The sequence below is a fragment of the Streptomyces sp. NPDC002566 genome (genome assembly GCF_042889585.1).
Classification (GTDB): domain Bacteria; phylum Actinomycetota; class Actinomycetes; order Streptomycetales; family Streptomycetaceae; genus Streptomyces.
On the sequence record NZ_JBIARD010000002.1, the window covers coordinates 286,369 to 310,223 of the forward strand.

Sequence of the window (23,855 nt, forward strand, 5' to 3'; positions counted from 1 at the left end):
GGTGTGCACGGTCCTTCCTCTTCCGCGCCGCACACGGAGCGGCGGCGCGGAGTCCTCACTGTTCCCAGGAACGGAACGCCCGCAGGTGTTCCGGTGCGACCACGGCCTCCAGCCGTTCGTCGTCCGGCCGGCCGCCCCCGAGGGCGGCCACGATCCGGCGGGCAGGCGCGTTGCGCGGAGTTCGCTCCGCCGTCAACCGGACCTTCGCGCAGCCCAGTTCGTCGGCGCGGTCGGCGAGCCAGCCCAACAGCCGTTCCTCCACGCCCCGTCCGAGAGCGCGGCAGCTCATCAGCCAGGCCAGCACGTCGAGTCGGTCGCCCTCGGCGCGCACGGCGAGCAGTCCGATCTGCCCGTAGTCGCCGAAACGGTCCCGCGCGGCGGCCGTCCACACCTCGCCGCGCTGCCGCCACCGTTCGAGGTCGCCGCCGTCGGCCGACCGGGCGCGCAGGGTGAACTGGTTGGTGCGGTGCACGAGTTGATCGGCCCGCCGTACGTCGTCCTCGCCCAGGGGGCGCACGTCGACCTCGAGTTCCAGCCCCTCCAGGAACTCGGCGAAGCCGGCCTGTTCACGGACGGCGTCCCGTTGGCGTTCCTGGTCGTAGAAGCGGGCCCGCAGCGCGTCCTCGGCCGTGGCCGCGGCCGGCACGAGCGGCCACAACCGGCGTACGAAGCTCTCCAGTAGGTCCTCGGGCGGGACGGTCACCGACAGCACCTCGGGCAGCGCCGCGCGCATCTTGCCGATCTCGGCCGGGTTGTCGTCCAGGAACAGGAAGCTGTCCACGCCGAGGCCGAGGGAGCGCGCAGCCTCCGTCAGACGGGTCGACTTGGGACCCCAGGCGGCGGAGAGCACGCTGAAGTGGCCGGGCTTGAGCAGGCTGTCGGGCCGGTCGAGGACGGCGCGGACGGTGTCCTCGTCGTTGTTGCTGACGAGCGCGAGCAGCGCGCCCGCCTCGCGCCAGGCGAGCAGACGGCGGGCCAACAGGGCGCGCGGCCCGGACAGGCCGACGGCCCCGGGGCCGATCTCCCCCGCCACCCCGCTCCACAGCGTCTCGTCGCCGTCGACGGCGATGACCTTCGGGGCGGGCCGCAGCACCGCCCGGACCGTCTCGGCGAGGGTCAGGGCCATCGCCGCCTGGAAGGGCGGGGTGAAGGGCAGGTGGGCCAGGCGCTCGGTGCGCTCGTCGAAGCGGTCGTCGACGGTGTGGTGGCGGGTCCAGTCGTCGGGTCCGAGCACCGCGATGCCCGGAAGGCCCGTGAGTTCCTTCGCGATCGCGCGCTCCCAGCGTGCGAGGCGGTCGTCGCCGCCGGCCGACGGCGGGAAGCCGACGATCAGCGGCCTGCGGGTGCGCTCGGCCAGGGCGCGCAGCGCTGCCGGGTACTGGGCGCGCAGTTCGGCAAGGAGGGAGTCGTCCACCGGGCCGAACCGCTCCAGGTCCCGGGCGCGCAGGAGCACGACGCCCGCCGCCGTCGCCGGATCGGCGAAGACGCCCGAGGGGTCGCGCAGGGCGGCGAGCACCTGGTGGTACGGCGCTTCGGCGACCGTGAGTCCGACGGGCGCCCCGCCGCTCGCGAGGGCCGCCTCGCACATCGGCGGGAGGTGGCCGAGGGCGAAGGTGGCGGCGAGGGCGAGGGAGCGGGGCCGCTCGGCGAGCGAGGACACGGCGGGGGTCCGTTCCGGCGCGGCCTGCGCACTCCCGGCGGGCGGTGCGCCCACCGGCCCGGACGGGTCGTCCGCCGCCTCCCCGAGCAGCCGCAGGAACCGCTCCCCCAGTCCGCTCGCGGCCCGCGCGTCGATGATGTCGAGGTTGTGGTCGAGCCGGAGCCGGTCGGCGTCCGGGGTGAGGGTGACCATCAGGTCGAGGTCGGAGTAGCCCGTCCCGGCCGGCAGCACGTCGAGGTTGCTCAGGCGGCCGCCGTGGCGGACGAAGTTGAAGTAGACCTCCACCAGCGGAGCGTTCGCCCTGTGGAGGCCCTGGCGGGCCAGGGTGGCGAGGACGTCCGAGAACATGGCGCCCTTGGCCAGCAGCCGTTGCAGCCGGCCGTCGGTGCGGCGCAGCACGTCCGCCACCGGCTCCGCCGGCCGCGCCTCGGCCGGGAAGGGCACCGGCACGCCGAAGAAGCCCACCGCGTCGAAGGCGTCGGCGTGGACGCGGGTGTCCACCGGCACGGCGAGCGCGAACCGCTCCCTCTGCCGCTCGCGCGCGAGCAGCACGGTGAGCGTGCCGAGGCAGAAGGCGGCGGGTGTGACAGCGAGGCGGCTCGCGGCCTTCGACACCCGGTCCATGAGCCCGTCGGGCAGCGCAAGGGTGACGCTTCCGGCGCGGTAGGAGCGCCGGTCCGGGCGGGGCGCGGAGAGCGTCAGGTCGAGCCGTTCGACGCCCTCGAAGGCCTCGCGCCAGTCCTCGCTCACGGCGCCCTCGCCGTCCCCTTGGGCGGCGAGCAGGAGGTGGACGTCCCGGTTGACGGGGTCGCCGCCGAGCAGGACGCCGGCCAGTTCGGCGTCGATCTCGCTCGTCACCAGCAGCAGGGACTGGAGGTCGCTGACGGCGTGGTGGGCGCCGAAGACGAGCGTCTGGCCCCGGTCCCCGGCGTCCAGCAGCTCGAACCGCCACAGGGGCGCGGTGGCGAGGTCGAACGGCGGCTCCAGCAACTCCCGCAGCCGGTCAGCCGGTTCGACCTGCGAGGACACGGCCGTCCAGCGCAGCAGCGGCTGTTCCGGCTCCCGGACGACTCTCAGCTCCCGCCCCGCGGCGCCGGTCACGACGGCCGTGCGCAGGGCGGCATGGCGGGCGGCGAGGCGGGCGACGATGCCGGTGAGCGTCTCGCGGTCGGTGGGCGTGGTGAGGCGTACGGCGAGACCGACCGCGTGCGCGGCCTGCGGCATGCCGGGTGCGGCGCTGCGCAGCAGGCGTACGACGTCACGGGTGGCGGGGTGGGTCTCGCTCTCCGGTACGCCCGCCTCCTGGCCGTCGCCCGGGCGGGCCCCCGCACCGGCGGCGGTGCTCGGGCCGGCGGCGGTCGGGTCGGCCGCCCGGTCGGGCAGGGCGGCGGCCAGGGTTCGTGCGAGGCTCCGGACGTCGGCGGCGGCGAACATCTCCGCCGTGGGCAGTTCCACGCCGAGTTCACGGGCGAAGGCGTTGCGCAGCCGCACCAACATCAGGGAGTCCAGGCCGAGTTCCTTGAGCGCGGTGGTCGCGGAGGTGTCGACCAGGCCGCCGGAGACCTCGCCGACGCGGGCACGGACGTATGCCTCCAGCCAGGTGACGCGGTCGGTGTCGGTCGTCGCGGCGAACACCTTGCGCACCAGGCCGTCCGCGTCACCGCTCGCGGTGGGGGCGGTGACCAGCCCGGCGAGGACCGGCCGGGTGCGGACGACGTCCGGGTCCAGTTCGAGGAGGGTGAAGTCCAGTGCCATGGGCGCGAGTTGGCGGCGAGAGGTGTCCAGTACGCGGTCGAACAGCTCGGCGCCCTCCTGCGGGGAGAAGGCGATCAGTCCGGAGCGCCCCGTCGCGGCGGCGCGGACGTCGGACTCGGCGGCCATGCCGACGCCGGACCAGGCGCCCCAGTCGAGGCTGAGCGCCCGCCGTCCGGTGCGCGCGAGATGGTGGGACCAGGCGTCGAGGAACGCGTTCGCCGCCGAGTAGGGGCTCTGGCCGGGCGAGCCGAGCAGCCCGGCCGCCGACGCGAACAGGATCAAGTTCTCTGCATCTGGCATGAGTTGGGTGAGCAGCGCGGTGCCCAGCACCTTCGGTGCCAGGACGCGCAGGACCCGCTCGTCGGTCAGGTTCGCGAGCGTCGCGTCATCGAGGACGCCGGCCGCGTGCACGATGCCCACGACGGGTCCGGCTTCACGTCGTACGGCGTCCAGCGCTGCCGTCAGTTGCGCGCGGTCGGCCACGTCGGCGCGGGCGAGGTGCACGGTGACGCCGCGCTCTTCCAGGCCACGGATCCAGTCCTGGGCCTCCGGGGCGGGGGCGCCGCGGCTCATCAGGGCGAGGCGGCGGACACCTCGCCGGACCAGCCGTTCGGCGACGACGCGGCCGAGGCCGCCCAGGCCGCCGGTGATCAGATGGACGCCGTCGAGGGTGACGCCGGGCCCGCCGTCGCTGTCGGGGCGGGTGCGGGCAAGGCGGGGCACGAACCGGCCCCGCTCCCGCAGCGCGACCAGGCGTTCGTCGTCGGCGTGCCGAAGCTGGGTCCACAGGGAGTCGGCTCCGCCGGCCGGTGGCAGGTCGACGAGGGTGGTCGACAGCTCGGGGTGCTCCTGCGCGACCGCGAGGCCGAAGCCCCAGGCCAGCGCCTGCTGCGGGTGGGTGACCTGTTCGCTGTCCCCGGCGGCCTGGCTGCCGCGGACCACGACGAACAGGCGCGGGACGCGGCCCCGCGGGTGGTCGGTGAGCGCGCGCACGAGGTGCAGCGTGCTCAGGCAGCACCGCCGGGCCGCCTCCTCGGCGCTCGGCCCGTCGGCGACGGCCGGGGCGTCGAGCGCGCCGAGCTGGACGACGTGGGCCGGCGGGGCCTCGGGGAAGGCCTCGTCGAGCAGACGGGCGAGGTGGGCCGGGTCGGCGGGGTCGAGGATGTACCGCCCGGGACCCTCGACGCCGAACTCGGCGCCTCGGCGCGCGAGGACGTACGGCACGGAGGACGCGGCGAGGCGGGCGGCGAGATCCTCGGCGACGGCGGCCCCGTCCGTCACGGTCCTGCCGGGCACGATCCCCTCGGCCGCAGTCCCGCTGGTCACGATCCCGTCGGTCGCCGTCCCGCCGTCGCCGGTCGCACCGGTTCCTGCCGCCTCGGCTCCCGTCCCGTCGACCAGCAGCAGCCAGCCGCCCTCGGCGGGCGCGGCCTGAGCTGCCGGGCGGGACTGCCAGCGGGTCTCGAAGAGGGCGCCGTCCAGCGGAGAAAGGGCGGTGAGGCGGAAGTCGGTGACGTCCAACAGGAGTTGTTCGTCGGCGTCCCACAGTCGCAGGTCGACGGTGGCGGTGTCGCCGGTCACCGACCGCAGTTCGCAGCTCGCCCAGACGGGTGTGCCACGGCGTCCGGTGGCGCGGACGCGGCCGAACCCGGCCGGGACGAACGCGCGTCCGTCCGGCGCGTCCGCGGGCAGGGCGGCCGTGTGGAAGGCGGCGTCCAGGACTGCGGGGTGGAGGAGATGCCCCGCCGCGGGCCGCTCGGCGAGGCGGCCGACTGCGGCGGCAGGCCCGCGGTGTGCCGATTCCAGGTTGCGGAAGGCGCTCCCGTAGTCGATGCCGAGGGAGCCCAACCGGGCGTAGACGTCGTCGAGTCGGACGCTCTCCGGGCATGCGGCGCGCGTCTCTTCGAGGCGCGGCACGGGCACGGTTTCGGTGCCGGTGACCGTGTCGGCCACGATCCGGCCGGTGACGTGGGTCTCCCAGCGTCGCCCGTCGACGTCGGCCGAGGAGATCGTGAACTCCCGTGCGTCGTCCTCCTCTTGTGGCCGAAGGACGAGCTGCAACCGGACGGGGGTGTCCTCGTCGAGGCGCAGGGGTCGCACGAACCGCACATCGGCCAGGCGTACTTCGTCGCCGTCGCCCACCGACGCGGCCGCTTCCACGGCCATGTCGAGGAAGGCGGCGGCGGGCAGCCAGACCTCGCCGCCGACCTTGTGGTCCGTGAGATAGGCGAAGCGGCCGTCCCGCGGGTTGAGTTCGGTCTGGAAGAAGTGCCGGCCCGGTTCGTCGCCGGCCTCGATGTGCATGCCGAGCAGCGGGGAGCCGCCGGACGGGGTCGCCGGGGCGGGGGCGATCCAGTGGCGTTCGCGGGTGAAGGCGTAGGTGGGCACGTCGAGTCGGCGGCCGTGCGGGAACAGCGCCGGCCAGTGGGGGGTGTGCCCGGCGGTGTAGAGCTCGCCGACCCGGCGCAGCAGGACCGCGTGGCCGTCCTGCCGACGGCGCAGTGAGCCCACGGCGACCGCGTCGACACCGGCTTCCGCGGCGGCGGCCTCGACGGCGGCGGTGAGGGACGGGTGGGGACTGAGTTCGACGAAGCGGCGGTAGCCGTCGTCCAGCATGCGCCGCACGGTGTCCGCGAAGCGGACCGGCTGACGGAGGTTGCCGTACCAGTAGGCGGCGTCGAGGCTGTCGCCGGGCACGGGTGCGGCCAGGACCGCCGAGTACAGCGGGGTGTCCGAGGGGGCGCCCCGGACGGCGGAGAAGCGGTCGAGGAGTTCGTCGCGCAGCGGTTCCATGAGCGGGCTGTGCGAGGCGAACGGGGTCGACAGCCGGCGGACGGTGACGTCCCGCTCGCCCAGCAGCCGCTCCAGTTCGGCCAGCGCGCCGGCCTCTCCGGAGACGGCGGTGGAGCGGGCGCTGTTGACGGCGCCGACGAACAGCCGTCCCGTGTACGGGGCGAGGAGTTCCTCCACTTCGTGGTGCGGCAGGTCCACCGCGAGCATGCCGCCGTGTCCGACGTGGGGGACGACGGCCTGGGCGCGTCCGGTCACCACGGTCACGGCCTCGTCGAGGGTGAGGGCGCCGGCGTGGTAGGCGGCGGATATCTCGCCGAGGCTGTGGCCGACCACGGCGTCCGGGGTGACGCCGAGCGCGCGCCAGGCGGCGGCCAGCGCCGAGTTGACCGCGAACAGCGTCGGCTGGAGGTACTCGGTGCGCTCCAGCGGGGAGAACTCCTCGGGTGCGCGCAGCACGTTCAGCACCGACCAGCCGACGTGCCGCTGCACGGCCGCGTCGATCCGGTCCAGCTCCTCCCGGAACGCCTGCGACTCGGCGTACGACTCCAGTCCCATGCCCGCCCACTGGCCGCCGTGGCCGGGGAAGACGAACGCGACCTTTCCGGCGCCTTCCTCGCGGGGCGCGGCCAGCGGGGCCCGCCCGGACGCCAACGCGCCCAGTGCGGTGCGCAGTTCGTCCCGGTCGCCGGCGACGACGGCCGCGCGCCGCTCGAAGTGGCTGCGGTGCCGGGCGAGGGTGTGGGCGAGGTCGGGCAGCGGGGTGTCCTCGGTGAGGTACGCGGCGAGCCGCGCGGCCTGCGCACGCACCGCTGCCTCACCGCGCCCGGACAGCACGAACAGCCTTTCCGGGGAGCGGACTTCGAGTCCGGCGTCGGCGTCAGGGGCGGTGCCGGCCGAGGTGCGGGCCTCGACGGGAGGCGCCTCCTCCACGATCACATGGGCGTTGGTCCCGCTGATGCCGAAGGCGCTCACACCGGCCCGCCGGACCCGCTCCGCCGTCGCCGGCCAGGGCCGGGCCTCATGGAGGAGCCGCAGCCCGCTGTCGTCCCAGTCGACGTGGCGGCTCGGGGTGTCGGCGTGGAGGGTGGCCGCAAGGGTCTCGCGGCGCAGTGACTGCACCACCTTGATCAGACCGGCTACGCCCGAAGCGGCCTGGGTGTGGCCGATGTTGGACTTCAGGGAGCCCAGGTGGAGCGGGCGGTCCGCGGGTCGGCCGGCGCGGAAGACCTTCGAGAGGGCGTTGGCCTCGATGGGGTCGCCGAGGGTGGTGCCGGTGCCGTGCGCCTCGACGAGGTCGATGTCGGCGGGCGTCAGCCCGGACAGTTCCAGGGCACGGCGGATCACCTGCTCCTGTGCGGGGCCGTTCGGGGCGGACAGGCCCTGGCTGCGGCCGTCCTGGTTGACGGCCGTGCCGCGCAGTACCGCGAGCACCTCGTCGCCGTCGCGCCGCGCGTCGCTCAGCCGCTTCAGGACGAGCATGCCGGCGCCCTCGGCCCAGATCGCTCCGTCGGCGTCGTCGGAGAAGGACCGGCACCGCCCGGTCGGGGACAGTCCGCGCAGCCGGCTGAACTCCACGAACGTCTGCGGTGTCACCATCAGGGTGACGCCGCCAGCGAGCGCGAGGTCGCACTCCCCCGCCCTGAGGGCCTGGGCGGCGAGGTGGGTGGCGACCAGGGAGGACGAGCAGGCGGTGTCGACGGTGAGGGCGGGCCCGTGCAGGCCGAGCGCGTAGGCGAGCCGGCCGGAGGCCACACTGAGCGCGGAGCCGGTGCCGACGTACCCGTCGAGCTGGTCGAGGCGGGTGCCGGCCAGGTAGTCGCTGCCGAACATGCCGACGTACACGCCGGTGGTGCTGCCGGCGAGGGCGGCGGGCACGAGCCCGGCGCGCTCCAGCGCCTCCCATGTGATCTCCAGGAGCAGCCGCTGCTGGGGGTCCATGGCGGCGGCCTCCTTCGGGGTGATGCCGAAGAAGCCGGCGTCGAAGGAGCCGATGTCGTCCAGGAAGCCGCCGTCGCGGGCGTAGGACTTGCCGGGGGCGTCGGGATCGGCGTCGTAGAGGGACTCCACGTCCCAGCGGTCGGCCGGGAAGGGGCCGACGGCGTCCCGGCCCTCCGCCACGAGCCGCCACAGTCCGTCCGGGTCGTCGACGCCGCCGGGGAGCCGGCAGGCCATCGCCACAACGGCGACCGGCTCGTCGGCCGGCGGTGCGGCGGCCGGGGCCGGTGTCGTCCTGGCGGCTCCTGTGCCGGCCGTCTCACGGCGCCGGCCGTCGAGGGCCTCGTCGATCAGGTGGCGGGTCAGGCGGTCCGGTGTGGGGTGGTCGAACAGCAGGGTGGCGGGGAGCTTGACGGCCAGGCGGGCGCCGATGCGATTGCGCAGTTCGACCGCCGTCACGGAGTCCATGCCGAGGTCGCGCAGCGGCCGGTCGGGCGGCACGGCCTGAGCCGAGCGCAGGCCGAGGGCGCGGGAGGCCTCCTCGCGGACCAGGGCGAGGACGCGGTCGGCGCGCTCGGGCTCGGGCAGCGCGGCCAGCCGGTCGGCGAGGCGGGCGTCGCGGCCGGTGGCGCGGGGCGCGGGCAGCAGCGAGCGCCACAGTGCGGCCCCGCCGCCGTCGGCGACCGTCTCGCGCAGCCGGGTCAGGTCGAAGGCGCAGGCGACCAGATGCGGTGCGCCGCGCCGCAGGGAGAGCTCGACCAGGTCACGGCCCTGGACGGGGGTGAGGGCGCGGTGACCGAGGCGGGCCATGCGGTTCAGGTCCGCATGTTCGGCGGCCAGTCCTTCACCGGCCCAGGCTCCGAAGGAGACGGAGGTGCCGGGCAGCCCCTGGGCGCGCCGGTGGTGGGCGAGCTGGTCGAGGAAGACGTTGGCGGCGGCGTAGTTGGCCTGGCCGGCGGCGCCGAGGACGCCCGCGGCGGAGGACACCAGCAGGAACATCTCCAGCGGGAGCCCGGCGGTGAGCCGGTGCAGATGTGCGGCGCCGTCGGCCTTCGGCCGCAGCACCCGTGCGAGCCGCTCGGGGGTCAGCTCGGCGATCACCCCGTCGTCGAGGACGCCGGCGCAGTGGACCACTCCGCGCAGCGAGGTCCCGACGCCGGCGAGGACGGCGGCCAGCGCGTCGGCGTCGGCCACGTCGCAGGCGACCACGTCCGCCGTCGCACCCAGGGCGGCGAGTTCGGCGATGGCCGAGGCGGCACGCGGATCCGACTGCCCCTGACGTGAGGTCAGGAGCAGCCTCGGCACGCCGCGTTCGGCCAGCAGGCGGGCGATGTGACGGCCGACGGCGCCGAGGCCGCCGGTGATGAGAACCGTGCCGTCGACGGGCAGGGCGCCCCCGTCCACGGCGCGCGCACGGATCAGCCGAGGAGCCAGCAACTCCGAATTTCGGGCGGCGAGTTCCGGCTCCTCCGGGAGAGCCGCGGCGGCTCGGAGGGTCGCCACCGCGTCAGCGTCCGGGTCGAGGTCGAGCAACGTCAGCCCGAGGTCGGGGTGTTCGGCCCGGGCGCTGCGCGCCAGTCCCCACAGCACCGACTGCGCGAAGCCTGGCACGGGGTCCGACTCGCCGGTCGCGACCGCCCCGCGCGTCACCCACACCGTCCGGGCGGGCGCCTGCCCGGGCGGGAGGGTGAGGAGCGCCTGGATCTCGGCCAGGGCGGTGGCCGCCGACTCGTGTGCGGCGGCTGCCGGTCGCGTACCGTCCCCTGCGGAAGGCCAGAACCGTACGGCGATGTCCGCGCCGGTGTCGCCGACCCGCAGCCCGGCTGCCTCCAGCGCCCGTACGGCGCCGGGTTCGCCCACGACGGCCCAGGCGGCGTCCGCCGGGCCGGGCGTCGCGGGCTCGACGGCCGTCCACGCCACCTCGTACAGGTGCCGCGCGTTCTCCGAGCCGGCGCTGAGGTCCGCCGGGGTCACCGCGCGCAGGCGCACGTCCTCCAGCCGGCCGGCGGGGAAGCCGTCGGCGTCCCACAGGGTGACGTCGAGGGTGAGGTCGGTGTCCGTCCCGCCGGTGCGGCGGACGGCCGCGGTCAGGTCGGCGGCCCCGCCGGGCGGCAGGGAGCAGCGGCCCACGGCGACGGGCAGCAGCACCCGGTCGTCCCGGGCGTCGAGGGCGGCGGCGACGTGGAGGGCGGCGTCCAGGAGCGCCGGGTGGACGGGGTAGGGGTCGCTCACGTCACGGGCGGCGGAGGGCAGGGAGAGCCGGGCGAGCAGGCGTCCTTCCCCGGCCGGCGTCGCCTCCCGTACGCCGCGGAAGGCGGGGCCGTAGCCGAGTCCGACGCCGGTGAGGCGCTCGTACGCGTCCGGGGTCCAGGCCTGTGCCGCGTCCTCGGGCCAGGCCGGGGGCCGGTCCCCCGTCTCCGGGGCCGGGTCGGCGCCGGACGCGGTGGCGTGCAGGGTCCAGCCGGCGCCCTCCTGGCCGCGGGGGCGGCTGTGCACGGTGACCTCGGGCGCGGGGCCGTCGGCGGTCACCTCCACGGACACCTCGACGGTGCCGGCCGCGGGCAGGACGAGGGGGGCGAGGAGGAGCAGGCCGGTGACGTCGCCGGGGCCGTCGGGGCGGGCCTCGGCGAGGGCGGCGCGGCACAGTTCGAGCAGGGTCGTGCCGGAGACGACGGTGCGGCCGAAGACGGTGTGGTCGGGCAGCCAGTCGGCGGTGGCCGGGGACCACTCGCCGCGGAAGGTCCAGCGGGTCTCGTCCGCGGACCGGAGCCGGATGCCGAGCAGCGGGTGCTCGGCGCGGTCGAGGAGCCCGGCGGGGCCGGTGGCGCCCTCGGGTTCGGTCCAGTGCCGTTCGGCGTCCCAGGCGTAGGTGGGCAGCCGGGCGGGGCGCGCCTCGGGCAGGACGCGGCGCCAGGCGATGTCCCGGCCGTGGACGTGGAGTTCGGCCGCGGCCCGGTCCAGGCAGGCGGGCCCGTCGGCGTCGCGGCGCAGTGAGCCGACGGCGAGCAGGTCGTGGCCGGTCTCCTCGCCGACGGTGCGCACAGCTGTCGACAGGGAGGGGTGCGGACTCAGTTCGACGAAGCAGCGGTAGCCGTCGGCGGCCATGCGTGCGACGGTGGGCGCGAAGCGGACGGGTTCGCGCAGGTTGGCGTACCAGTAGGCCGCTTCCAGTTCACCGGCGACCGGTTCGCAGGTGACCGTGGAGTACCAGGCGACGGAGGTCGGGAGGGCGGTCACGCCGTCGAGTTCGTCGAGGATGCCGGTGCGGACCGCTTCGACCTGGGCGCTGTGGGAGGCGTAGTCGACGTCGAGGCGGCGGACGAACACCTGCGCGCGGTCGAGTTCGTCGAGGAGTGCTTCGAGGGGAGCCACTTCGCCCGCGATCACGGTGGAGCGGCCGCTGTTGACGGCGGCGACGGACACCCGGCCGTCGAGGTCCGCGAGCTTGGCCTCGACCTCGCTGTGCGGCAGGGCGACGACGGCCATGGCGCCGGCGCCGGACAGGGCGGTCAGGGCCTGTGAGCGCAGGGCGACCACGGCGGCCGCGTCGTTGAGACTGAGGGCCCCGGCGACGCAGGCGGCGGCCACCTCGCCCTGGCTGTGCCCGACGACCGCGTCCGGTCTGACGCCCCGGGCCCGCCACACGGCGGCGAGGGACACCATCACGGCGAACAGGACCGGCTGGACGACGTCCACGCGGTCCAGGGACGGGGCGCCGGTGTCGCCGCGCAGGACGGCGGTGACGGACCACTCGGTGAAGGGGCGCAACGCGCCGTCGCAGCGGTCGAGTTCGTCGGCGAACACGGGGTCGCGGGTGAGCAGGTCGCGGGCCATGCCGGTCCACTGGGAGCCCTGGCCGGGGAAGACGAAGGCCACCTTGCCGGGCGGGAGGGTGCCGCGCGGGCCCGCGGTGCGCTCCGGGTCGGGCCGGCCGTCGGCCAACTCGTCCAGGGATGCGAGAAGTTCGCGGTGGCCGTCCGCCTGGAGGACGGCGCGGTGCTCGAAGTGGGTGCGGTGGTGGGCGAGGGTCGCGGCGACGGCGGCCAGGGGCGTGCCGGGGTGCTCGCGCAGGGCGTCGGCCAGCCTGCGGGCCTGGCCGTGCAGGGCGGGGAGGCTGCGGGCGGACAGCGGGAAGAGGAGTGCCGTCGGGGAGTCGGGGGACTCCGCTCGCGCGGGCCGCTCGTCCAGCGGCGCCTCCTCCAGCACCACGTGGGCGTTGGTCCCGCTGATCCCGAAGGCGCTCACGCCGGCCCGCCGCACCCGGTCCGCGCTGCGCGGCCATGGCACGGCGTCGGTGGTCAGGCGCAGCCCGCTGCCCTGCCAGGCGATGTGCTCGGTGGGCGTGTCCGCGTGCAGGGACGCGGGCATGCGTTCGTGGGTGAGGGCGAGCACCGTCTTGATGACCCCGGCGATGCCCGCCGCGGCCTGGGTGTGCCCGAGGTTGGACTTGACCGAGCCGACGCCGAGGGGCCGGTCGGCGGGGCGGCCGGGTCCGAAGACGGCGGCGAGCGCGCCGCCCTCGATCGGGTCGCCGAGCCGGGTGCCGGTGCCGTGGGCCTCGACGTGGTCGATGTCCTCGGGGCGCAGTCCGGCGGCGTCCAGCGCGGCCCGCAGCACCCGTTCCTGGGCGGGCCCGTTGGGGGCGCTGAGCCCCTGGCTGCGGCCGTCCTGATTGAGGGCGGTGCCCTTGACGACGGCGAGGACCCGGTCGCCGTCCCGGCGTGCGTCGGCGAGCCGCTTGAGCAGCACCAGCCCGCAGCCCTCGGCCCACACCACGCCGTCCGCGTCTGCGGAGAAGGGGCTGCACCGGCCGGACGGCGACAGTCCGCGCAGCCGGCTGAACTCGACGTGCGCGCGCGGGGTCACCAGCAGGGTCGCGCCGCCCGCCAGGGCGAGGTCGCACTCCCCCGCCGCGAGGGCCCGCGCCGCGAGATGCAGGGCGACCAGGGAGGAGGAGCAGGCGGTGTCCACGGTGACCGCGGGCCCCTGGAGGCCGAGCGTGTAGGCGATGCGTCCGGAGGCCACGCTCGCGGCGGAGCCGGTGCCGACGTGCCCGTCGAGCTGTCCGAGAGAGGCCGCGGAGAGGTATCCGCTGTCGTAGAGGCCGACGTAGACCCCTGTGGAGCTGCCGTCGAGGGTGCCGGGGACGATGCCGGCGCGTTCCAGGGTCTCCCAGGCGGTCTGGAGCAGGAGGCGCTGCTGCGGGTCCATCGCGGCGGCCTCGCGCGGGGAGACGCCGAAGAAGGGGGCGTCGAAGCGGTCGATGCCGTCGAGGTAGCCGCCGCGCAGGGTGTAGGCCTTGCCGGTGGCCTCCGGGTCGGGGTCGAGGAGGTTCCGGGTGTCCCAACGGCCGTCGGGCGCTTCGGAGATGACGTCCTGGGCGGTGTCGAGGAGCCGCCACAGCGCCTCGGGGTCGTCGGCTCCGCCGGGGAGCCGGCAGGCCATGGAGACGATGGCGATGTCGTCGCCCGTCGCGGCGGGCGACGGCCGCGCGGTCGCGTTCTCAGCACTCTTCGCGTCCGAGGCGGCGGGCCGTGCGGGCCGCTCGTCGAAGAGGGCGTCGGCGAGTTCCGCGATCGTGGGGTGGTTGAAGACGAGGGACGGGTCCAGGGTGCGGCCGGTCCGCTCGGCGAGGGCCGCGCCCAGAGCCACCAACTGTCTGGAGCCGAGACCGAGTTCGGCGATCGGGCGGTGTGCGCCGACGACCGCTGGGTCGAGACCGGCGGCCTCGGCCACGGCGGCCGTCAGCCACGCGCGCACGCCCTCGGCGGTCGACACGTCGTCCACTCTCGGCGTCGCGCCCTCGGCGGTCGACACGTCCACGGCCGGCGTCGTGCCCCCGGCGGTCGACACGTCGTCGATTCTCGGCGTCGTGCCCCCGGCGGTCGACACGTCCACGGCCGGCGTCGCGCCCCCGGCGCTCGTCGGAAGCGGCTCGGGGGTCTCGGGCTGGGACGGGTTCGCAGGCATCGGGAAGGGAGTCCTCGGGAAACTCGGGAAACTCGGCAAAGGTGTGCGCGGCGGGAGGCGCACCCCGTGAAGGGCGCGGGCCGGGGCAAGGGGCGGACCGCGAAGGCCGGTCGGGCGCCGCCGGTACGGGCGAGCCGTCCGGCGGCGGCCGTCGTCATCCGGCGGCGGGTGCGCCGATCACGGAGAGCGCGCCGTCCAGGTAGGCCGTGCGGGTTGCCCGGCGCTGGATCTTGCCGCTGGAGGTCTTGGGGATCGTGCCGGGGTGGACCAGGACGACGTCGTGCACGGACAGACCGTGGGCGTCCCCGATGGCGCCCCGGACCTGGTCGACGATCTTCTCGGCCTCGCCGGCCGCGTCGGGGTCCACCTCGGCGACGAGGACGGGGAGTTCACCGTCGACGCCGCTGTCCACGGAGAAGGCGGCGGTGCAGCCGGGCCGCAGGGCGGGGTGGGACATCTCGGCGGAGAGCTCCAGGTCCTGCGGGTAGTGGTTGCGGCCGTCGATGACCATCAGGTCCTTCCTGCGGCCGGTGACGAAGAGTTCGCCGTCGCGCAGGAACCCGAGGTCGCCGGTGCGCAGGAAGCGGCCCTCGTGGCCGGGGAGGGTTGCGCGGAAGTGCTCGCGAGTGGCCAGGGTGTTGCGCCAGTAGCCCTTGGCGACACTGGCGCCCCGCACCCAGATCTCGCCGACCTCGCCCTCGGGCAGTTCCCGCGGTCCGTCGGGGTCGGCGACGACGACGGTGAGGCCCGGGCCGGGCCGGCCGCAGCCGACGGCGGAGCCGTCCGTGTCGCCGTCGGCCGGCTCCAGCAGGACGGGGCGGGCCGCGACCGTGCCGCCGGTGACCATGACGGTGGCCTCGGCCAGGCCGTAGCACGGGTAGAAGGCCTCGCGGCGGAAGCCCGCCGGGGCGAAGGTCTCGGTGAACCTGCGCAGAGTGGCCGCCCGGACCGGTTCGGCGCCGTTGAAGGCCACCTTCCAGGAACGGAGGTCGAGTTCGTCGACGAGTTCGGGGGTGGCGTGCCGAAGGCACAGTTCGTAGGCGAAGTTGGGGGCGCCGCTGGTGTGCGGGCGGTAGCGGCTGACGGCTTTGAGCCAGCGGTCGGGGCGCTGGAGGAAGTGCAGGGGGGAGAAGAGGGTGGCGGTGACGCCGAGGTACACGGCGTTGAGGACCGGGCCGATGAGGCCCATGTCGTGGTAGACCGGCAGCCAGCTGACGAACAGTTCGTGACCGTACTCCTCGATCACGTCCGGGGTGTGGCCCATGCGTTCGGCGATGACCCGCTCGTTGTCGAGCAGGTTGCCGTGGGTGATCACCACACCGCGGGGAGCGGAGGTGGAGCCGGAGGTGTACTGGAGGAAGGCGACGGAGTCGGCGGTGAGGTCGGGGGCGCGCCAGGACGCGGCAGCCTCGTCGGGTATGTCCTCGGTGGCCACGCGGGTGATGCCGTCGAGTTCGGGGAGGTCCCCGGTCATCGCGGCGAGCGCGTCGACGACCTCGCGGCCGCCGAGGATGACCTTGGCGTCGGAGTCGGCGATCAGGCGCTTGGTCCGGGTGAGGGCCCGGTGGTTGCGGGAGCGCCCCAGCGGGGGCACGCCCGGCACGGCGACCACCCCGGCGGCGAGGCAGCCGAGGTATCCGCTGATGAAGTCCAGGCCCGGCGGGTAGAGCAGCATCGCGCGGGAGCCGGCGAGTCCGCGGTCCTGGAGCCAGGCGGCGACGGCCAGGGAGCGGGTGGCGAGGCGGGCGTAGGAGATCTCCTGGACCTCTCCGTCCGGGTCGCCGGTGAGGAGGTAGCGGTAGGCGGTCCGGTCGGGCTGGTGCGTGGCGTGCGTGGTCAGCAGATCGACCAGGGAACGAACCATGTTGACGAATCTCACCTGTCTGAATGAGGGGCGAGGGGGCCGGAGTTCGGGATGCGGGCGTCGCACCCCGCTCACACGCGTGACCTCGATCCGCCCCCGTCGCCGGACCGTTGTCCTCCCCCGCCAGGCCTGCTACTGGCGAGTAACACCTTAACAAGCCGTCACGTGCGAAATGTCGAACGCGTGTAAACCCTGCGTATCCAAACACAGTTGACCGCACCTGCGCACGAACGCCTCCGAGCCGGAACCGCGCGGAAGCTGGAACCTTGAAGCATCTTCCCGCCGCCCGCGGAACTCCGCGCGCCCGTCGCCGGCAGCCGCCATGCCCCGGGCGCGAATCGGACCTATCGTGCTGATATGGAGCACGCACTCAGCCACGCGACCCTCTCCGAACTGCGCCGCCCCCGGCCCTATCCCGCGGTGTCCGTGCTGACCCCGACGCACCGCCGCGAGCCCCTGAGCGCCGAGGACCGCGTGCGGTTGCGCAATGTCGTGTCCGAGGCGAAGAAGCAGCTGGAAGCCGACCCGTCGGTCACCCGGGAACGCCGCGCCGACGTCGGCGGCCAGCTCGACCGCGCGCTGGCGGAGGTGGACCTGTCGCACACCGAGGACGGTCTGGTGATCTTCGCGGCGCCCGGCGAGCACCAGGTGTGGTCGCTGGCCAGACCCGTGCCGGAGCGCGTCGTCCTGGCGGACACCTTCCTCACCCGCAATCTCGTCTCCGCTCAGGCCGCCGGGCGGCCGTTCTGGGTCCTGTCGGTCTCGGCCGACCGCGTCACGCTGTGGAACGGCGGCGTCGACCGGGTCGTCGAGGAGCGCCGGGGCGGGTTCCCGCTGGCCAGACGCCGGGAGAACTTCGACGCCGAGCGCAGGGAACGCGTCGGCGACGTGCGCAGCGCCTTCCGCGACGAGGCCACCCGGCACTTCCTGCGTGACGCCGACACCGCCCTCGGCCGGTTGCTGCGCGAGAACCCGCGGCCGGTGTACGTCACCGGCGAGCCGGCCGCGCTGTCCCTGCTGGACGAGTTCGGCGGGGCCGCCCGCGAGGCGGTGCACATCGCGCACGGCGGGCTGGCCCACGCCTCCCCCGACGCCGTGTGGCAGGCCGTGCGTCCGGTGCTCGACGCGCAGGCCCGGCGGGAGGCCGCCGCGGTGAAGCGCGAGCTGGACTCGGCGCGGGGCCACAAGAGCTTCGCGGCCGGCGTGGACGAGCTGTGGCAGAACGCCCGCGAGGGCCGGATCCGGCTGCTGGCCGTCGAGGAGAACTACCGGATCACCGTGCGCGACGACGGCGGCCACCTCATCCCGGCCGAGAGCGGCGACCTGGACGCCCGCGAGGACATCGTGGACGAGATCGTCGAGCAGTGCCTGGAGACGGGCGCCGACGTGCGCTTCCTCCCCGACGGCACGCTGGGCGACGCGGACGGCATCGCGGGGGTGCTGCGCTACTGAAGGCCCCGAGCACTCCAGACCGCCCCCGGCTGTCCGCCCGCCCGCGTGGTTCTCCGCCCGCCGCGTACCCTACGGCGTGATCACCGCCGTGGGCCGGGAGGACGGACGTACATGGGCGAGCTGCTGGGCGTGGCCGTACTGGGCGCCGGACACATGGGCGCCGACCATATACGTCGCCTAGACCGTGTGGTGAGCGGCGCCAGGGTCGCCGCCGTGGCCGATCCCGATGAGGCCCGTGCGCGGGAGGCCGTCGCGGGCGTCGAGGGGGTCGTCGTGCACGCGGAGGCGGAGGCGGCGCTCGACGCGCCCGGCGTCGAGGCCGTCCTGATCGCCTCGCCCGGACCGGCGCACGAGGAGGCGCTCCTCGCGGCCTTCGCCCGCGGTCTGCCCGTGCTGTGCGAGAAGCCCATGGCGCCGGAGTCCGCGGGCGCGCTGCGGGTGGTGGAGGCGGAGGCACGGCTGGGGCGCCGACTGGCGCAGGTCGGGTTCATGCGGCGCTACGACGCCGAGTACCGGCGGCTCAAGGCCGTGCTGGACGACGGCGGGCTCGGCCGGCCGCTCATGCTGCACTGCGTGCACCGCAACGTCTCCTCCCCTCCCGGGTTCACCAGCGCGATGCTGATCGACAGCTCGGTCTCGCACGAGATCGACGCGGCCCGCTGGCTGCTGGGCCAGGAGCTGACCGCCGTCACGGTGCTGCGGCCCCGCCCGTCGGCGGGCGCGCCGCGGGGGCTGTGGGATCCGCAGTTCGCGCTCTTCGAGACCGACGGCGGCGTCCTGGTCGACGTGGAGGTCTTCGTGAACTGCGGTTTCGGTTACCAGGTGCGCTGCGAGGCCGTGTGCGAGTCGGGCAGCGTGCGCGTCGGCGACGACCGGGGGCCGCTGGTGACGGCGGGCGGCTCGGCGGCCACGCCGGTGCCCCAGGACTATCTGGTCCGGTTCGCCGAGGCCTACGACCGCGAGGTGCAGGCATGGGTCGACGCCACCCGGCGGGGCCGGGTCACCGGTCCGACGGCCTGGGACGGCTACGCTGCCTCCGCGGTGGCCGAGGCCGGGGTCCGCGCCCTGGAGACGGGCGCGCGCGTCACGGTCGGCCTCGCCCCGCGCCCGGCGCTCTACGCCTGAGCCGGGACCGCGCAGGCCGGCGTGCGGGCTCAGAACTTGCCCAGCAGGGCGTCGAGCCCGCGGTCGACCGCACTCGTGAGGTCCTCGCTGCCCGGGGCGACGACGGCGTGGCTGCGGAGCAGGAAGCGGCGCAGGGCGGCGGAGTCGAACTGGAGCAGGGCGAGCCCCATCGGCGAGTGGAACTCCACGACGGTGCGCTCCGGTCCGCACGGCCAGATGTGCACGTCACCGCCGCCGGCCGGGCCGTTCAGCCCCTCCTCCAGCAGTGCGCGCCCGAAGGTCCAGGTGACCGGCTCGCCCTGGAGCGCCGCCTCGGGCGGGAAGTCCAGGTGCACGGCGAGCGGGTCGGCGGAGGTGTAGCGCAGGGTCGCGGCGACGGACACCTCCCGCTCCTCCTCCGTGAAGAGCCGGGCTCGGGCGGACTGTCGGACGGTGACGTGAGCTAGGTCCATGGTCGGTCTCCGCAGCGGTGAGAGAGGTCGGCCGTTTCGGCGTGGTGCTTGTAGGACTTCGCAAGGGGCCTCCGCATTACGCGGAATCGACGGCGAATTGATGTGACCTGCGTCACGCACGGGTGTTCCCCGGGGCCGGAATCGCCGACAGGCCGCCGTCCTGCGGCGCACCCGCGAACGCATGGTCGTCGAACACCTGCGCACCATCCGTCGCACACCTATCCACATCCACCAAGTCACGTACCCGGACTACGACTTGCCCCTCATCTCGAGTACACCGTTCGCACCCCATGACCTGGACATGAAGACCCTGGCATATGCCAGGCGCATCACCGGATCGGGTGTTGCCAAATCCCTTACACCGCGTGGCGGGCTGTGCCAGAGTCGTAACGGCCCCTCCCGCCCCGGCCGTCCCGTCCCCCATCGGAGTGCGTCATGCCGTCCCCCCTCTCCGCGGACCGCCCCGCCGCCCAGCCGCCAGGGCGTGGCAGGGTCGACGCTCTGATCAAGCAGACGCGACGGCTCACGGGCGAGGTGGACGCCGTACGACGGGACACGCAGGGCGACGGGTCCGACCCGCAGGGCCGATGGCAGCGCGCGCTCTACGACCTCGCTCTACGCCAACTCGGCGACCTGCACGCACACTTGGCCCAGCTACGGGACGGCCCCTCCCCCGCGGGGGAAGCCGCGCCCGCGCCCGCCGCACCTCCCGCCGGCGGGCGGGACGCCCTGATCGGCCCGGTCGGCAGCGCCGAGTGGAACCTGCTCACCGACGACGCCCTCTGGTCGGCGGAGCTGTACCGCCTCCTCGGCCGCGACCCGGCCGCGCCCCCGCTCACCCTCGACGAACTCCCCTCGCTCGTCCTGGAGGAGGATCGCCGCGCCCTGACGGCGATGGTCACCGCCTGCCTGGTCGACGGCCGCCCCATCGACGGGGAGTTCCGGATCGTCCGGCCGGACGGCGAGACCCGCGCCCTGCACATGATGGGCGAGCCCGTGGTCGACGCCGACGGCGGCACCTGCGCGATGTGGGCCGTGCTCCGGGACGTCAGCGTCCTGCGGCACGGCAGCCGAGAGGTGAGCGAGAGCCGCGACTCACTGCGCCTGCACCGTCAGGCGGCCCGCGCCGAGCACCGGTGGGCGACCGAACTCCGGCAAGCCGGACCGCCGCCCGGGCAGGGCGCGCTGCGGCTGCCTCACTCCGGCCCCCGCGGTCTCGACCTCGCCGTCCTCCGTCTCCCCGCCCGCACGGGTTCACCGCTCGGCGGGGACTGGTACGACGCCCTCGAACTCCCCGACAGTGAGACGCTGTTGAGCGTGGGCGGCCTCACCGGGCAGAACCCGGCCGTCGCCTCCACCATGGCGATGCTGCTGGGTGCCCTGCGCGGCATGGCCATGGCCGGCACCCACCCGGCCCAACTGCTGGCCTGGCTCAACCAGTTACTCGAATCCGACGCCCAGCCGGCCCTGGGCAGCGCCCTGTGCTGCCGCTATCTCCCCGACCGCCGCACCCTGTTGTGGGCGCGGGCCGGGCACCCCGCCCCGCTGCTGTTCCGCGCGGGGACGGGGCGCCGGCTGGCCGGACCGGACGGCGTCCCGCTCGGCACCACCCCGGGCGCCGCCTACGGTCAGGCCGAGGAGACACTCCAAGAAGGCGACCTGCTCCTGCTGCACACCGACGGGCTGATGTCCGGGGGCGGCACACCGGCCGACGCGGAGGACCGCCTCCTCGGCCTCGCCCCCCGGCTGCACGGCACGCACACCGCACAGGACTGCGTGCGGCTGGTCGTCGAAGAGTGCGGCGAGAACGGACCCGAGGACGACGCCTGTCTGCTCGTCGCCCGGGTGACCGCTCCCGACCGCCCCGGCACCCCCTGAGCGGCCGTCTTCCCCGCCGCTTCAACGGCCGGCTCACAGCCAGGCGCTGTCGCCGCTGCCCCCCTTCGCCTTCGTCCTCGGCAGCGCCTGGCGGATCTCCTCCCGCAGCTCGCCGATCCTCGGGGAACCGCTGTACTCGGCCGTGAGCCGGTACATCTGGCGCAGCCGGTCCCAGGTGCGGCGCGAGGAGTTCTGCCCCATCGACACCAGCGCCAGGCGCGCGAACCGGTCCGCCTGCTCGGGGTCGTCGGCGATGAAGCACGCCGAGGCCATGGAGAGGAAGTCGAAGATCTTCGACCGCTCCTGGGCGTCGGCCCGCAGCGCCAGCGCCTTGTCCGCGTAGTGCTGGGCGTGGACGGCGGCGCCCGGCTCGAACTCCGCCAGCGTGCGGTAGGCCAGGGCCTGCATGCCGTACAGATCCGCCTCGTTGAACAACTGCATCCAACTGGGCGGCGGCACATCGCTCTTGTCGGAGACGAACAGGTCCTCCGCCTGGCCGAGGGTGCGGCGCACGGCCTGGCTCTTGCCCATCGACGCCTGCGCCCAGGCCTCGATGGTGTGGAACATCGCCCGGGTGCGCGGCAGTACCTGGTCGCCGGAGCCGGACTGGGCGAGCTTCATCAGGTCCAGGGCGTCGTCGGGACGGCCCAGGTGGACCATCTGCCGGGCCGCCCGGGACAGCGCCTCGCCGGCCCGGGGCCGGTCGCCTCCCTCGCGCGCGGCGTGGGCGGCGATGACGAAGTACTTCTGCGCCGTGGGCTCCAGGCCGACGTCGTGCGACATCCAGCCCGCGAGGACGGCCAGGTTGGCGGCGACGCCCCACAGGCGCCGCTGCAGATGGGGCGGGTGGCGGTAGGCGAGCATGCCGCCCACCTCGTTGAGCTGGCCCACCACGGCCTTGCGCTGGAGTCCGCCGCCACGGGCGGCGTCCCAGGCCCGGAACACCTCCACGGAGGACTCGAGTTCGTCGACCTCGGCCGCCCCCACGGGAGCGGCCTCGTAGCGGTCGTAGCCGGTCGGTTCGGCCTGGACGAAGGAACGGCCGACGACAGGAGCGTCGGCGGAGAGGATGGGGTCGGTGTGCAGCCAGTCGTACATGGCGCTGCTGAGTGCTGATCCCGCGGCGAGCACGGCACCCGCGCCCACCAAGCCGCGTCGGTTGAGCATGAGGTCCATTCCCGTGAATTCGGTGAGGACCGCGGCGGTCCGTTCGGGCGCCCACGGCACGCCGTCGGGATGTTCCTCACTCCCGCCGCCCCGCCGTTTCCCCGCACGCCCGTGCCGTACCAGACCGAGGTCCTCGATGGTCACGACACGGCCGAGACGCTCGGTGAACAGAGCCGCCAGCACCCGCGGCACCGGATCGCGCGGGATCTCTCCCATGTCGATCCACCGCCGCACCCGGGAGGTGTCCGTCGCCAGCTGCGGGTGGCCCATGGCCGCCGCCTGCCGGTTGACCAGCCTCGCGAGTTCCCCCTTGGACCAGCCGGCCAGGCCGAACAGGTCCGCCAGGCGGGTATTGGGTTGTCCGCTCACGTCAAGCCCCCAGGTTCTCGGCTGAGTTGACAGTAGCCCGCAAAAGTTGCCGGGCGACTATTCGCCAGGGTTTCGCCAGGGTGCGCCAGATGGTGTGCCACTGGGCGACGGGTGTCAGGTAGGAACGCGCCACCCCGACCCGGTCGCCGAGGGACATTCCCCAGGGTGCACCCGCAGGGGCCGGTCGGGGCAGCGCCGTCACGTCCGGCACACGAAGGGATCTGTCTCTCCCATGTACGCAGCATCGTCCTCCGTGTCCGCACCGCCCCGGTCGCCGCGCATCCGTCCGGGCGGCGGCGGCCCGTACCTCGATCCCGCCCGGCCCACGCCCCCCGTGCTCGGCGCGGGCCGCGGCCGGCGCCCCGGAGTGCTCGGCACGCAGCCGCTCAGCGGGCGACTGGACCTGTCCGGCCCCCAGGGCGCCCAACTGCGCACGGCGATCGCGTCGGTGCACCGGATCTGCCCTGAGTTCGCGCCGGTGCAGGTGCTGCGCCGCAGCGGCCGCTCCGTGCTCCTGGTCGGCACGACGGGACGCAGCACGGCCGTCGCCAAGTGTTTACTGGACCACTCCCCGGTGTGGTCCGAGCGGATCAGGCACGAAATAGTGGCATACCGCACGTTCGTCCGGCACCGCCCCCCGGTGCGGGCGCCGAGACTGATCGCGGCGGACCCGGACAACTGCACCCTGGTCGTCGAGCGGATGCCCGGCCGGGTGGCGGCGCTCCAACGGCATCCGGTGGAGGCCCCGCCGAGGGCCGACATCAGGGCGGCGCTCGGCGCGATCTGCCGCCTCAACGCCTGGCGGCCCCCGGCGGGCACGTTCGACGCCCCGCTGGACTACGCGGCCCGGATCTCCCGCTACCACGAGCTGGGGCTGCTCACCGACCGGGATCTGGGCGACCTCCAGAAGCTCCTGCACGGCATCGCGGCGAGCGCAGGCCGGCAGGGCATGGGCCAGTTCTGCCACGGCGACGCCCTCCTGTCGAACATGCTCCTGTCACCGGCCGGTCCAGTGCTGGTGGACTGGGAGCACGCGGGCTGGTATCTGCCGGGCTACGACCTGGCCACGCTGTGGGCGGTCCTCGGCGACGCGCCGGTGGCGCGCCGTCAGATCAGCCAGATCGCGCAGTCCGCGGGCCCGGCCTCACGGGACGCGTTCCTGGTGAACCTGATGCTGGTGCTGACCCGCGAGATCCGCACCTACGAGACGGCCGTGCAGCGTTCCCTGCACGACGCGGCCCCGACGGCCCCGGGGGCGGCCCACCCGGGCGCCGTGCCCTCCGGGGAGGAGCAGCGGCTGCTGCTGCGACGGCTGCACGACGACTGCCAGCTGGCCCGGCGGGCCGTCCGGGCGGCGGTCGGCACTCGCTGAGGGTCCCTCACCGATCCCGGCGGACCAGAAGGCCCGCGGTGCGCCAGAGCGGCGGCGCACCGC

The 23,855-nt window shown here is 74.8% G+C and carries 8 protein-coding genes; 4 read left to right on the forward strand and 4 right to left on the reverse strand.

Annotated features, from left to right (window positions below; translation table 11 throughout):
• Positions 1-55: 55 nt before the first annotated feature.
• Entirely contained in the window at positions 56-14,113 is a 14,058-nt protein-coding gene (locus ACFYXA_RS08570; protein WP_389029787.1) for an SDR family NAD(P)-dependent oxidoreductase, read from the reverse strand.
• Positions 14,114-14,267: 154 nt separating this feature from the next.
• The gene (locus tag ACFYXA_RS08575) at positions 14,268-15,977 is read right to left on the reverse strand and encodes a fatty acyl-AMP ligase (RefSeq protein ID WP_389029790.1); all 1,710 of its coding nucleotides are present in this window, start codon (positions 15,975-15,977) and stop codon (positions 14,268-14,270) included.
• 357 nt (positions 15,978-16,334) lie between these two features.
• Here ACFYXA_RS08575 and ACFYXA_RS08580 point away from each other — a divergent pair, with 357 nt between their 5' ends.
• Together ACFYXA_RS08580 and ACFYXA_RS08585 are read left to right on the forward strand one after the other, a co-directional pair.
• Complete coding sequence (locus ACFYXA_RS08580; RefSeq protein WP_389029793.1) at positions 16,335-17,429, forward strand: chemotaxis protein; 1,095 nt, start codon at positions 16,335-16,337, stop codon at positions 17,427-17,429.
• A gap of 111 nt (positions 17,430-17,540) precedes the next feature.
• Positions 17,541-18,554 carry a Gfo/Idh/MocA family protein gene (locus ACFYXA_RS08585; protein ID WP_389029796.1) on the forward strand — a complete coding sequence of 338 codons (1,014 nt, stop codon included), beginning with the start codon at positions 17,541-17,543 and terminating at the stop codon, positions 18,552-18,554.
• A 29-nt stretch (positions 18,555-18,583) separates the two neighbouring features.
• On the opposite strand, the gene ACFYXA_RS08590 is transcribed toward ACFYXA_RS08585, so the two are convergent.
• The gene (locus tag ACFYXA_RS08590; protein WP_352252518.1) at positions 18,584-19,006 is read right to left on the reverse strand and encodes an SsgA family sporulation/cell division regulator; all 423 of its coding nucleotides are present in this window, start codon (positions 19,004-19,006) and stop codon (positions 18,584-18,586) included.
• A gap of 435 nt (positions 19,007-19,441) precedes the next feature.
• On the opposite strand from ACFYXA_RS08590, the gene ACFYXA_RS08595 reads away from it, so the two are divergent.
• Positions 19,442-20,884 carry a PP2C family protein-serine/threonine phosphatase gene (locus tag ACFYXA_RS08595; protein WP_389029801.1) on the forward strand — a complete coding sequence of 481 codons (1,443 nt, stop codon included), beginning with the start codon at positions 19,442-19,444 and terminating at the stop codon, positions 20,882-20,884.
• A gap of 33 nt (positions 20,885-20,917) precedes the next feature.
• On the opposite strand, the gene ACFYXA_RS08600 is transcribed toward ACFYXA_RS08595, so the two are convergent.
• Positions 20,918-22,420 (reverse strand): hypothetical protein, encoded by a 1,503-nt coding sequence (locus tag ACFYXA_RS08600; RefSeq protein ID WP_389029805.1) that lies wholly within the window; start codon positions 22,418-22,420, stop codon positions 20,918-20,920.
• Between the two features lie 232 nt (positions 22,421-22,652).
• Here ACFYXA_RS08600 and ACFYXA_RS08605 point away from each other — a divergent pair, with 232 nt between their 5' ends.
• Positions 22,653-23,792 carry an aminoglycoside phosphotransferase family protein gene (locus tag ACFYXA_RS08605; protein ID WP_352252512.1) on the forward strand — a complete coding sequence of 380 codons (1,140 nt, stop codon included), beginning with the start codon at positions 22,653-22,655 and terminating at the stop codon, positions 23,790-23,792.
• Positions 23,793-23,855 lie beyond the last annotated feature (63 nt).